Source organism: Enterobacter cloacae complex sp. 402C9, assembly GCF_050030745.1.
GTDB lineage: Bacteria > Pseudomonadota > Gammaproteobacteria > Enterobacterales > Enterobacteriaceae > Enterobacter > Enterobacter intestinihominis.
Window position 1 is genome coordinate 18,781 of sequence record NZ_JBLGUW010000004.1, and the last position, 12,838, is coordinate 31,618.

At 44.8% G+C, this 12,838-nt stretch carries 14 protein-coding genes; all 14 read left to right on the forward strand.

The genetic code is table 11. The features are described 5' to 3' along the window. Positions 1-4 precede the first annotated feature (4 nt). The 14 genes from ACQG1K_RS25340 to topB all read left to right on the forward strand — a co-directional run bounded on the left by ACQG1K_RS25340 (position 5) and on the right by topB (position 12,836). Positions 5-262 (forward strand): EexN family lipoprotein, encoded by a 258-nt coding sequence (locus tag ACQG1K_RS25340; RefSeq protein WP_000759841.1) that lies wholly within the window; start codon positions 5-7, stop codon positions 260-262. An 11-nt stretch (positions 263-273) separates the two neighbouring features. Then, complete coding sequence (locus tag ACQG1K_RS25345; RefSeq protein ID WP_000235886.1) at positions 274-1,329, forward strand: type IV secretion system protein; 1,056 nt, start codon at positions 274-276, stop codon at positions 1,327-1,329. A 194-nt stretch (positions 1,330-1,523) separates the two neighbouring features. Continuing rightward, positions 1,524-2,252: a virB8 family protein gene (locus ACQG1K_RS25350; RefSeq protein WP_004199085.1), complete on the forward strand. Its 729-nt coding sequence runs from the start codon at positions 1,524-1,526 to the stop codon at positions 2,250-2,252. 5 nt (positions 2,253-2,257) lie between these two features. Then, entirely contained in the window at positions 2,258-3,187 is a 930-nt protein-coding gene (locus ACQG1K_RS25355) for a TrbG/VirB9 family P-type conjugative transfer protein (RefSeq protein ID WP_000783386.1), read from the forward strand. Further along, positions 3,184-4,398 (forward strand): VirB10/TraB/TrbI family type IV secretion system protein, encoded by a 1,215-nt coding sequence (gene virB10 / locus ACQG1K_RS25360; protein ID WP_001295060.1) that lies wholly within the window; start codon positions 3,184-3,186, stop codon positions 4,396-4,398. Before ACQG1K_RS25355 ends, virB10 begins: the two co-directional genes overlap by 4 nt. Before the next feature lies 1 nt (position 4,399). Then, complete coding sequence (locus ACQG1K_RS25365) at positions 4,400-4,597, forward strand: DNA-binding protein (protein ID WP_000629109.1); 198 nt, start codon at positions 4,400-4,402, stop codon at positions 4,595-4,597. Further along, entirely contained in the window at positions 4,594-5,628 is a 1,035-nt protein-coding gene (gene virB11, locus ACQG1K_RS25370) for a P-type DNA transfer ATPase VirB11 (RefSeq protein WP_000650512.1), read from the forward strand. Before ACQG1K_RS25365 ends, virB11 begins: the two co-directional genes overlap by 4 nt. 2 nt (positions 5,629-5,630) lie before the next feature. Continuing rightward, positions 5,631-7,466 (forward strand): type IV secretory system conjugative DNA transfer family protein, encoded by a 1,836-nt coding sequence (locus ACQG1K_RS25375; protein ID WP_000053822.1) that lies wholly within the window; start codon positions 5,631-5,633, stop codon positions 7,464-7,466. Continuing rightward, entirely contained in the window at positions 7,463-7,855 is a 393-nt protein-coding gene (locus tag ACQG1K_RS25380) for a cag pathogenicity island Cag12 family protein (protein WP_000738524.1), read from the forward strand. Before ACQG1K_RS25375 ends, ACQG1K_RS25380 begins: the two co-directional genes overlap by 4 nt. A gap of 87 nt (positions 7,856-7,942) precedes the next feature. After that, the gene (locus ACQG1K_RS25385) at positions 7,943-8,257 is read left to right on the forward strand and encodes a TrbM/KikA/MpfK family conjugal transfer protein (RefSeq protein ID WP_000754496.1); all 315 of its coding nucleotides are present in this window, start codon (positions 7,943-7,945) and stop codon (positions 8,255-8,257) included. Positions 8,258-8,342: 85 nt separating this feature from the next. Continuing rightward, positions 8,343-8,669, forward strand: a complete 327-nt coding sequence (locus ACQG1K_RS25390; RefSeq protein ID WP_004208538.1) for a hypothetical protein — start codon at positions 8,343-8,345, stop codon at positions 8,667-8,669. Next, complete coding sequence (locus ACQG1K_RS25395; protein ID WP_001215543.1) at positions 8,666-9,160, forward strand: thermonuclease family protein; 495 nt, start codon at positions 8,666-8,668, stop codon at positions 9,158-9,160. The genes ACQG1K_RS25390 and ACQG1K_RS25395 overlap by 4 nt, the downstream gene beginning before the upstream one ends. Before the next feature lie 82 nt (positions 9,161-9,242). Then, entirely contained in the window at positions 9,243-10,505 is a 1,263-nt protein-coding gene (locus ACQG1K_RS25400) for an AAA family ATPase (protein WP_000517490.1), read from the forward strand. A gap of 3 nt (positions 10,506-10,508) precedes the next feature. Continuing rightward, positions 10,509-12,836 (forward strand): type IA DNA topoisomerase, encoded by a 2,328-nt coding sequence (topB, locus tag ACQG1K_RS25405; RefSeq protein WP_004199098.1) that lies wholly within the window; start codon positions 10,509-10,511, stop codon positions 12,834-12,836. Positions 12,837-12,838 lie beyond the last annotated feature (2 nt).

Genomic DNA, 12,838 nt, shown 5'->3' on the forward strand with positions numbered 1-12,838 from the left:
CATTTTGAAAAAATATGGATTAGTTGCGGCGTTGGGGCTTACATTCTTTCTTACCGGGTGTGAAGAGGTTAAATCTGTAGACTGGTGGCAGTCTCACGTAGACGATGCAACGAAAAAAGTAGCTGAATGCAAAAAGTCTGGGAGTGATAGCGAAAATTGTAAAAACGCTAAGGAAGGTTTGTTTAGGTATAAGCAATTACATCCTAAGCATGTTGACTATAAAGATGCATTCAAAAATGTATTGGGTAAAGATGGAAGTTAAAAGGAGCCACTATGGCAACTTCTAGGTATTTCCAGGCCGCTCATGACGTTATTGTTAAAACTCTTGACCAGTCTTTGACTGGTCAGTTAGATAACTTTTCTTCAATAGCGTCTCAGTTGGGTAAGTATGGTATTTCCATTTATATATTGTGGTATGCTTATACCACAATAGTTGGGAAGCAAAAAACCGCAGTGCAGGATTTTTTATGGAATCTATGTCGATTCTGGTTAATTCTTGTTTTTGTCAAAAATATGGGGGGGTGGTTAGATAGTGCAACTCAGGCCATTGATGGGCTGAAGGAAACATTTGCAGGAGGTGATCCTTGGAAATGGGTTGACGAGCTTTGGGAGAAAGTTCAGCAGGTAGCTGCATATCTTATGTCCAAAGATACTTCGAAGTATGTGAAAACAGATGGGGCAATCGCATCTTTATTAACATATGCTGGAGGGATAATTGCATTATTGCTAACTTCAATAGTTTATCTCGCCGCCGAAGTTACTATTAAGATACTTACTATTACCGCGCCGTTGTTTATTATTTGTCTTTCATTTGGTTTTTTAAGGCAGATGTTTAATAGCTGGCTTCAGTTAATATTTAGCTCATGCTTCATATTCTTGTTTTGTGGACTGGCAATTAAAGCGGGAATGACGTTCCTTAATGGCATTCTGACAATCTCGATAGCTAACGCAGATGAATTAAATCTGATATCAACAGGTGCTCAGGCCGGGGTTGCAGGTGCATTTATGGCCTGGATTATCTGGCAAGCCAAAACCTATGCTTCCCAGCTCGCAGGGGTAGGTGTTGAAGGCGCGATGCAAGGGGCAGCCGCAATGGGGATTGGTGCTGGCGTGTTCGGCGCTTCCCGTATGGGGCGTAATCTGCTTGGTATGGGTAAAAATGCAGGGATTGGCGCATGGAAAGGCGTTCGCCGTCAGGATGGAGGGTTCAACCAGTCTCCTGGTGTATCCGGTAAGTTGGGGAATCTGACCGGGCAGGGCGTTAATATTGGCGCTAAGAGGCTTCGCCAGGCTGCGATAGATGCGGCGAAAAAGAAATATGGAGGTTAACCGATTTATTATTTAAATCTGTCAACTCTGAGTATTCCGCAGTAAATATTCACTCCTCTATTTAGGTTCTCACATTATGAAACTACTTATCACGGCTATCGTGACGCTTTGCCTTGTCGGATGCCAGGCGTCACATAAACAACCTCCGGTATCCGGAAAAAGCGAACCTGTTAATTCAGCAGAGGTAATGCGCAATGGGGTTTAAACTCTCAGGATTAAAACTTCCCGGTTTTAACAAGAAAAAAGAAGTAACAGACTCTTCAACTACTTTTGAAGAGAAAAATGTATTGATGCAGGAGAAAATGAACCGCATTTATAAATTCGGTGGTATTGCAGGAATTGCCGTAGGTGTGTTGTCTCTGCTGGCACTGAATGGAGCGCTACCGTTAAAGAGTACGGTTGTCGAAGCTTATCTTATTAATGGTGTCACTGGCGTTGCTGAAAGACTGACTTCTGTTAAAAAAGAAAACCTCTCTGAAAATGAAGCGCTGGCGAAATACTTCATTACTCAGTATGTGAAGCGTCGTGAAGGGTATAACTATTTCAGTCTCCAGCATGATTATGATTATGTTCTGTTATACAGCGCTGAGAATGTGGCGACGGATTACAACGCTTTAATCAACGGCAACCAGTCACCAAAGGTTATTTATAATAAAGCGGAAAAAACCGCATCTGTTCAGGATAATCCGTCCGTGATTATCAGTCCGTCATCCCGGCGCGATGATAAGGATATGGGAGCATATATCCGGTTTAAATTAACCATTCGAAATGTCGCGACAGGCCAGGATGATTATGAATACTGGAACGTCCGGTTGACCTACCGTATTGAACCACAGGTCGAAATGGCATCGGGTGACCGAAACAATAACCCGCTTAAATTCGTTGTAACGAGCTATGTACGCGATAAAGAAGTGAAAGGGTGAAAACTATGAAAATGAATAAAGGAGCGCTAATTGTGGCGCTTCTGTTGGTGTCGCACGTCTGCCATGCAGCCGTTACGCCAGCAGCCAGCCGTTTTGATCCCCGTAATCAGATTGTCAGTTATAACCCGCAAAACACGACAGTCATAAACAGTGCGGTTGGCTATACAACCACACTGGTATTTGACGAGGATGAAACGGTCATCAGTGCCAGAACCGGCTTTCCCCAGGGCTGGGAAGTGAACAAAGAAGATAACCTGGTGTATCTCGAAGTGAAGCCCGTCAAACAGACCGTACAGAAGAACAGTACCGATGACAATGGCAACCAGTCTTCAGAGGTGGTCAGTGTAGCCCTTGATCCTGAAAACGACCTGGAACGCTGGCGAACAAACCTGTTTGTTCGCACAACAAAACGTAATTACAGCATGGAGCTGAACGCCCGAACGTTCCGGCAGCCGGATAAGATCGCGTTTGTTGTTAATTACCAGTACCCGCAGGAACGCCGGAAGGAGCAAGCCGAAATCGAGAAGAAACGGATTGAGGCTCTTAACAAGCGGCAGGAGGAGCAGGCAATCAACCGTTCTCTTGAAAATGCGAAGTCGCCCAAGAACTGGGATTACTGGAAGCGGGTAGCTGACGGCAGCCAGTCAATCAGCCCGGATTATGCGTATGACGATGGCCGCTATACCTGGTTTGGCTTCAGCCCCCTGAAGAAAATCCCCAGCGTCTTTGTTATGAGCGGCGAACAGGAAACGCTGACTAACCCGGTAGTCAAAAACAGCGGTAGTTTCACCGTTGTTGGTGTTCCTGTAGACCAGCGCTTTGTTTTGCGTATGGGAAATCAGGTTGTTGGGGTTGAAAACCGGGGCTTTGGCAAAGTCCGTCTTCCGGCAGGAGATACCGTTTCCCCGAACGTTGAGAAAGAGGTGATCCAGTGAGCGAACAGGAAAATAAAATCCCGACCGCTGTAGAAATTGAACAGGCACTACGGGAACGGCATCAGAAAGAAATTGAGCAAAACGATAAAACGGATAAGGGAGATGAAGATGACGGTAAATCAGTAAAACGCCTGGGTATCGAGAAGCTTAAAAAATCGCGTAAGGGGCTGGTGATTATTGTGGCCGCTTTCCTTCTGCTGGCCGCCGGGGTGTCTGTCTACTATATCCCGTCGATTATTCGTGCAATGTCCAGCGGTGATGATAAGCCTGCCAGTAATGCGGTATCTACTGGTTCAGTAAAACGCGCGACAGGACTCAGCGATGATGTTGATCCATTCAACACCAGGGAAGAACCGGCTAAGACGGAAGAACGGAAGGAAAGCAGCGGCAAAGCGGAAACGCCACCGGAAAAAGTACAACAAAACTTCAGTCGTGCGCTGGATGTGGCCTATGGGGGGAGCAGCTCTGCTTCCTCAAATTCCGGTGGTAGCTCATCAACGGCCAGCAATACCAGGAACGAGGGGGACGGCAGTGACAAACAGGCAGAGGTTCAGCCTGTTAATGCAGGGCAACCCGCGCAGCTTTCTAAAATTACGCGCGTTCCTTATGACCCTAACCTTTTCATTCCTGAAAATACCGCGATTAAGTGCTCGCTGGACAGACGATTTATTTCTGATCTGGCTGGCAAGCTGGTCTGTACGATTAATGAGGACGTATACAGTGCAAACAGGAATGTAAAGCTAATTGAAAAGGGAACAGCCGCATATCTGATGTATAAAACGGGCACGTTCAATCATGGTCAGGGAGCCGTGTTTATCGCTGCTACGAAGCTTAGAACACGTAAGGAACCTTTCATTGATATTCCGCTGATTGATACACAGGCGGCGGGAGCGCTGGGTGAGGCCGGGGCTTCAGGCTGGATTGACACACATTTTGCAGATCGCTTTATGGGCGCGATGATGGTTGGCATGATCCCCGATGTGGCACAGGCCGCAAGTGGAGCGGCTAAAAGTAATAAAGACAATCAGACCGACTATACAGCTAACAGTCGCCAGGCTTTTGCTGATATAGCACGCGAAGCGTTTGCAAACAGCGTAAATATCCCTCCAACGCTTTATAAAAACCAGGGGGAAATCATTACTCTGATCGTTGGTCAGGATTTGGATTTCTCCAGCATCTACAAATTAAAAATGGTGGGTACCCGGAGGTAATTTGATAACGCTGGATATCAAAGAGTTTTCAATGCTGTTAGGAATAAGGGAAAGCGAAATATACCATCATATTCGTAAGGGCATACCAATAAATGGCGTTCCTTTCCCCAAACCACTGAAACAAATCAAAACGCATCGATTTAATTACGAAGAAGTCATGCGTTTTATTGAAGATCTTAAAGGAAAAGGTGAATTATGAAGGATGCAGAGAACAGACATATTGTTTATGAAATAATAGATGAATACTTCCACCACTGGCTTAATGAAGTCGATGGTTTAACTGAAATCGCGGTAAATCGGCCTGATGAACTGTTTGTTAAAGTGAGTGGGAAATGGCAGCAGCATGAATTAAAAATGGATTTTAAAGATTGTATGTCATTTGCAGGGGCAATTTCTGATTATCATGATGGTGGGTCGGTTACGCCAGAATATCCCTTACGTTCTGTTACGCTCCCCGGAGGGGAGCGTGTACAAATAGTTATTCCCCCGGCAACGGAACGGGAAACGGTGTCTATTACAATCCGTAAGCCGTCCAGTGTGTTTATCGACCATGATACCTTTGTTAAACAAGGGTTTTACTCAAGGCTAAATCAAGGGGGGAAATTCAGGGATAAAGAAGATGAATTATCTTCAATGTTTAAAGATAATTGTTTTGAACAATTTGTCCCTGAATGCCTGGTTAAGGGTAAAACGATGGTATTTTGTGCCGGAACGGGGGCGGGTAAAACCACCTTTGCAAATGCCTGTCTTCAGTACATACCCCATCATTTACGATGTATTTCAATTGAAGATACAGATGAAGCAAAGTTCAGGTTCCACAAAAATCATGTGAAATTGTATTACCCGTCAGAAGGGGAAAGTAGCACTGTCAGTTCCGCTTCTCTTTTACGTTCTGGTTTTCGTATGAACCCGGACAGAATCCTCATGACTGAGGTTCGCGGCGCGGAAGCCTGGGATTTTCTCAAAGGCTCAAGTTCCGGCCATGCAGGGAACCTTACAACCGTCCATGAGAGCACCCCTGAAGATGCTGTGCTTGGACTGGTTCAACGGTGCTATATGAACCCTGAATGTCAGAATTTGCCTTATAACATTATATTGCGGAGGGTGTTAAGCAACGTCGATGTGATTATGAGTATTAAGTACATCGATGAGGAAGATAACCGATTTGCATCGGGTATTTACTATCGTGATATTCATTTTCAGGAATACTTTGAAAAGCTGAAGGAGTGATTATGTCTCTGAAACTACCCGATAAAGGCCAGTGGGCTTTTATCGGTCTGGTTATGTGTCTTGTGACGTATTATACTGGCTCAGTTGCTGTTTACTTCCTGAACGGAAAAACGCCGCTTTATATATGGAAGAATTTTGATTCCATGCTGCTGTGGCGGATAATAACAGAGAGTAATATACGGACAGATATCAGGTTAACCGCAATCCCCTCTCTTTTATCAGGTATGGTTTCGTCTCTCATTGTGCCTGTTTTTATTATCTGGCAACTGAATAAAACGGATGTTGCTCTTTATGGTGACGCGAAGTTTGCCAGTGATAATGATTTAAGAAAATCGAAACTTCTGAAATGGGAGAAAGAAAACGATACTGATATTCTTGTAGGTGCATATAAAGGTAAATACCTGTGGTATACCGCACCAGATTTTGTATCACTTGGCGCAGGAACCCGCGCAGGTAAAGGGGCTGCAATAGGTATTCCAAACCTGCTGGTCAGGAAACATTCCCTGATTGCATTAGATCCAAAACAGGAACTGTGGAAAATCACCAGTAAGGTACGTGAAAAACTGCTGGGTAATAAGGTCTATCTTCTTGACCCTTTCAACAGTAAAACGCATCAGTTTAACCCGCTTTTCTATATTGATTTAAAAGAAGAGAGCGGGGCTAAAGACCTGCTGAAGCTGATTGAGATCCTGTTCCCGTCTTACGGTCTGACCGGAGCGGAAGCACACTTTAATAACCTCGCGGGGCAGTACTGGACGGGGCTGGCAAAATTGCTTCATTTCTTTATTAACTACGACCCCTCCTGGCTTGGTGAGTTCGGGCTTAAACCTGTTTTCTCAATTGGTTCTGTAGTCGATTTGTACAGCAACATCGACCGGGAGCTGATACTCAGTAAGCGAGAAGACCTGGAGGGAACAAAAGGACTTGATGAAAACGCGCTGTATCATCTGCGCGATGCCCTGACCAAAATCAGGGAGTATCACGAAACCGAAGACGAACAACGTTCGAGTATTGATGGTTCGTTTCGTAAGAAAATGAGTCTGTTTTATCTTCCGACTGTTCGCAAATGTACAGACGGCAATGATTTCGACCTTCGCCAGTTGCGCCGGGAAGATATCACTGTTTATGTTGGCGTTAATGCTGAAGATATGTCCCTGGCCTATGACTTCCTCAACCTGTTCTTTAACTTCGTTGTGGAAGTCACGTTACGAGAAAACCCTGACTTTGACCCGACACTGAAACATGACTGTCTGATGTTCCTGGATGAGTTTCCGTCTATTGGTTACATGCCAATCATTAAAAAAGGTTCGGGTTATATTGCCGGGTTTAAACTCAAACTTCTGACGATTTACCAGAATATCAGTCAGCTTAATGAAATCTATGGTGTTGAAGGTGCCAAAACGCTGATGAGTGCGCATCCCTGCCGGATTATCTACGCTGTCAGTGAAGAAGATGACGCTAAAAAGATTTCGGAAAAGCTGGGCTATATCACCACCAAATCGACAGGTTCAAGCAAGACAAGCGGACGCTCAACGTCGAAAAGCAGTTCAGAAAGTGAGGCGCAGCGCGCCCTTGTGCTCCCGCAGGAGCTGGGAACGCTGGATTTTAAAGAAGAATTTATCATTCTTAAAGGTGAAAACCCGGTTAAAGCTGAGAAAGCCCTCTACTTCCTCGACCCGTATTTTATGGACAGGCTGATGATGGTAAGCCCCAAACTTACCGAGTTAACCGCCTCTCTGAATAAGACTAAAAAAGTATTGGGTGTTAAAGGGCTTAAATATCCTTCTAAAGAAAAAATGCTCTCCGTCGGTGAGCTGGAGTCAGAGGTTTTACTATGAAAAAAATGTTAATGGTCAGTGTCCTTTTTCTCTCTGCCTGTTCCTCTCCGCCTGAACCACCACAGGTTGACTGGGAACAGAATCCTGAAACGGTGAATACACAATTAATGGACTGGCAACCGACATACTCAGTTATTAAATCAGACAAGGTTAATTCATCGTGGGTTAAGGTTATCCATAATTTCAGGCCTGAAAACCGCCTTTACGATGATGCTGTTTTTTATTCTGTTGCACATTCTGATTCAGTGATTGTTGAAACCAGTAACGGAACAGACTTTTTCACAGCTAAAAACTGGTTGAGGGCGAACGGTGCAAACGGTGTCATACAGTATCGTTATAAAATGAACTGTTTTTCTTGCCGGACTACCAGTGTTTATTTATCACGATAACGCCGGATTAATAAAATTCTTGTAATTTTATTGAGCCGGGGTTGAACAACCGCAGGGCGTTAGTTGCCCGTTATCCATGAGGTGTATATGAAAAAGACCGTAACCACGGCAGTGCTGCTTTGTGCGTTCGCTGCCGGAACTGCTCATGCTGAGGAAAAGGCCGACCCGAACGATCCATGTGCAATGGTGTTATGCCTTGCCGGAAAACTTGACGGAAGTAGTCCGGCAGAATGTGACCCGATGTATAAAAGTTTTATGTCAATCAGGAAAAAGAATAAACATGGTTTTTTACCCGATCACACGGCAGATGCCAGAAAGAAAAAACTAAATGAATGTCCTGCGGCTGATGCAGGTACAGTAAGTAAAATTATTTCAAGCTTTGGCCGATTGAAAAACTTTTAATTCTGTTTGATTTAATTCTGATGTGAATACGCAAGTTTCAGGTTTGAGACTGGAACTTGCGAACATTTTTTACAGGGGTGGGAGGATGAAAATTATTAACGTACCTGATGCAAGAAGTGTGAGAATTGCCGGAATTGAAATTATCGATAGTGTCAAATCGGTCGCTTCTGTTTTTACTGAAATTTTGTTGTTTATGGTCTGGTTTCCGGCAATTGTCTATGGGCTTTATCGTTTTGTTATCGTTTTGTGGGATGCTTCCTTAAAGCCGCAATCGCTCATTGAGTTTATTAATTTCATGGTTGAGTTATACAGCTATGTACTTCCTTCGTTGGCTGTTATCGCAGTGGCTTTAGTCGTCGTTTTATCCATTTTTAAAAGACTCTCAGCAATATGGGAGGGAAGAAAGCAATGAGACATTTTTTTAATGTTCTTTCCTTTGCTGTTGCCCTGTTGCCAGCTACATTGTGTGCTGCTCAGATTCAGGGGAAAGTTATTCGCGTTCTCGATGGAGATACCATCGAAGTTAAAACACTACCCGCGAAAATTGTTGTGTATGAAGTTCCGATTCGAGTCCGATTGATAAATATCGATGCACCGGAAAAAAAACAACCCTTTGGTCGCTGGTCAACCAATCAACTTAAAGCCCTGCTGGCAGGGCAATCAGTTACCGTCTCTTATACGCAAACAGATCGCTACGGGCGAGTCCTGGGACGAGTGGTGACAGCGAACGGCACTGAGGCTAACCGCCAGCAAGTGCTAAAAGGGGCTGCATGGGTTTATGACAGGTACAACACCGATAACTCATTACCGGCTCTGCAACGGGAAGCTCAGACACAGAAGCGCGGCCTGTGGGCTGACAGTAATCCCGTTCCTCCGTGGGAGTGGCGTCATAAACAAAACTGACGCGCTTCGCTTGTCCAACCCCTCCTCTGCCTGAAGAAAATCTTCAGGCAACGTCACGGTTTTTAATATACATGGTGCGCATATGGGTAAATTAACTCTGGTAGAGCAGGCTTTACGGCTCCATAAAGAATATTACGGTGAAGATAATTTTGGTACTGTCGTAAAGGATTGTGATTACTATCCTAAAGTGGCAGAGATTTTTATAAACAGAAAGAATCGTAAAATTTATTCGAATCTTGATATCGAACCCGTTGCTTCAACCGTCGTTCATACGGGAAGTAGCCCTGTTATGGCTAAAGCCGGGAGGATTAAAAAGCTTATGTTTAAAGATGGTTCGGGAGCATACCGGATTCATCTTGGTCAAAATGAAGTGGTTCATATTATTCGCTTCATTCTTAACTCTAAAGTCAGAATGGAGTACGCAGTTGGCACAACCAAAAGTATGTCGATGCTTCATAATCTTTGCGAAGCTGGACGCGCTAAATTAAACCGCTCTTTACCCCGTAAAGGTATCTGGAAAATCGGGTGTTACGACGGCGTTTATTATCACGGTAAGGCAAGGAAGGAAGAAATAGAAAACGCTTTACGTTTTTCTGTTCATCCAAAGTTTAATGAGCTGGAGAATGACTTTAATCAGTTCTTTTCGGATATTGATTTCTACACCCGTTATGGTCAGTCAGGAATGCGAAAAGTGCTTTTTACTGGTCCTCCGGGCACAGGGAAAACGACTATCGCAAAAGCTTTGGGGGCAAAATATCAGGATAAATATGTATTTGTTTATGCTGATGATTACTTTAAAGATGTTTGCTATGCCGCAGCTCAAAAGAAAATACCCGTTATCATAATAGCTGAAGAGGTTGATGAACTTTATCGGGCTGATGCCGGAACGTTAAGTTTTCTTGATGGGGCTGATACACCGCGAAATCTTGCCGGGACATATGTTATTTTTTCAACGAACTATCCTAACCGGATTGATCCGCGCATCAGAAAACGCCCTGGCAGAATTGACAGAATCATATCTGTAGGTGCTTTTCGGACTAAAGCCGCTGCCGCTTGTGCCAAAATGTACTTACCAGACGATATAAATATTGACCTTAAAGAACTTGGCGCGGTGCTGGACAGAACGACTCCTGCTGAAATAAAGGAGATAATAAATATTGCTATTGGCATGATTCGCGGAACAAAAAACGAATTAACAGTAGATGTAATCAAGAATGCGCGTGCCTTTTTGAAAGGAACCCTTGACCTTAGTGTGCAGGAGGCAGAAGAAGACATAGAGGAAAGGGAAGAAATCTTTAAAAAGAATGGTGCGCAGCCTGACTATTCAAGTTACCTTGAGGATTGATTAATGAGACTTTTTATTGCAGAAAAACCGTCTTTAGCAAAGGCTATTTTTGAAGGACTGGGCGGAAATCCCAATACAGAAAAGAAAAACGGCTATTTTGAACACGGTTCTGATGTCGTTACCTGGTGTTATGGTCATATGCTGGAGCTTTACGACCCACAGGATTATGACGACAAATATTCCAACTGGCGTTATAGTGATTTACCCATTAAAGCGGTTTATCCGCCAAAATATAAAATCAAGCCTGAATCAGAAGCACAGACCCGCATTATTTTGTCTCTTATCGATAAAGCCGACAGCATCGTTCATTCAGGCGACCCCGATGATGAAGGATGTTTGCTGGTTGATGAGATTCTGGGTTATGCCGGAAACAAGAAACCCGTCCAGCGACTGCTTGTTGCCGACCTCAACCTTGCGCCAGTGCAAAAATCACTGTCGAATTTACAACCTAACGATAAATTTCGCGGTATGACGTTAAGCGCCCTGGCGCGTTCCCTGTGCGATCAGGGTTTTGGCTATAACATGACGCGGGGATGTACATTAAAAGGCCGTGAGAAGGGCTATGACGGCGTTCTGAACGTTGGCCGGGTACAAAGTGCCGTTCTTGGTCTGGTGAACATGCGCACGCTGGCGAACCAGAATCACACAGAAAGCTTTTATTACGATGTATTCGCCAGTCTGTCGATGAACGGGCATCAGATTAAGGCGAAATATCAGACAACAGACGACGATCAGATAGACGAGAAAAAACGCCTGATCTCCGAAGCTCAGGCCGCGCATATTGCCGGACGTGTTACGGGTAAGGATGCTATTGTTACTATCGCGACGACAAAGCCGGAAAATAGCAAGCCTCCGCTTCCGCTTAACCTTTCCACGCTTCAGCAGCTCTGCGCAAAGCGATTTGGTTATTCTGCAAAAGATACGCTCGATGTGATGCAGGGGCTGTATGAAACTCACAAGCTTCTGACCTATCCACGTTCTGACAATCGCTATCTTTCAGATGAGCATTATTACCAGGCCGGAGATATTGCCACTGCTATAGCGGCCACCGTACCCGAACTGGCGTCTGCGATCGTAGATATGGATAAAGGCCAGAAACACAAAGCCTTTAATGCCAGTAAGATTGAGGCGCACCACGCCATCATCCCGACGACAAAAAGCGGAGCCGGTATTCAGCTTAATGAAAAAGAGCGGAACGTTTATAACCTGGTGTCCGTCTACTTTATCGGGCTGTTCTACCCGGATGCGATCCGCAACAAGACGAAAATCCACTTTGATATTAAGGGGGATACCTTTACGGCCACACAGAGCGTTCTGGTACAAAAGGGCTGGGAAGCGCTGGGTAAGGATAGTGATGACGAGGACGAAACCGAAGATGCCGGAACGGACGGTTTTGACCTTTCATTGCTGAAATTTAATGACAGCGGCCTGTGTGAATCGGCAGACGTGGACAAGAAAAAGACTACACCACCTCGCTATTTCACAGAGTCAACGTTACTGGCCGCCATGACGAGTGCGGCAAAATTCATTGATGATCCGGCTCTCAGAAAGGCGCTGGAAGCGAAAGACGAGGGCAGCAGTGATCGTGGCAGTATCGGAACGGAAGCCACCCGCGCGGGTATTCTTGAGAAACTGGCGGCAAATACCGGGCTTATCTCCATCGAAAAAGAAAAGGGGTATTCGGAGCTGGTATGGAAAACCACAAAACAAGGCCAGGAGTTTTGCGCTGCACTGCCTCCTGAAATCACTAAACCGGATATCTCCGCTCTGTGGGCTGAAAAGCAGTCTCAGATCAAAGCCGGAGAGCTGACAGTTGAGGAGTTTATTAAGGAAAATGATGAGTACGTCCAGGGGTTAATCGACGAGCTGGACAGGAACGGAATTTCGATTTCTTCAAATGCCACGCCCTGCCCGGTTTGTAACAACGGTTTCCTGCGTAAGCGTAAGGGGCAAAATGGCTTTTTCTGGGGATGCTCCTGCTACCCTGAATGCAAGACAACATTCCCGGACAAAGACGGCAAACCGGATATGGAAGCAAAATCCAGATCAGAAGGTTCCATGTCCCGGCTCGAAGCCCCCTGCCCTTCATGCAGTAAAGAAATTATTATCCGGCCTAAAGGCTTTTTCTGTTCCGGGTGCGAGTTTAAAATCTGGTCTGAAGTGTCAGGAAAAAAACTGACACAAAATCAGGTTGAGACATTAATCAAAAAAGGTAAAACCGGAGAGATTAAAGGCTTTACCAGTAATAAAACCGGGAAAAAGTTTGACGCTGCAATTGTTTTGCAGGATAAAACTACGGGTAAACTTGGGTTTCAGTTCAGTAAAAAATAAGG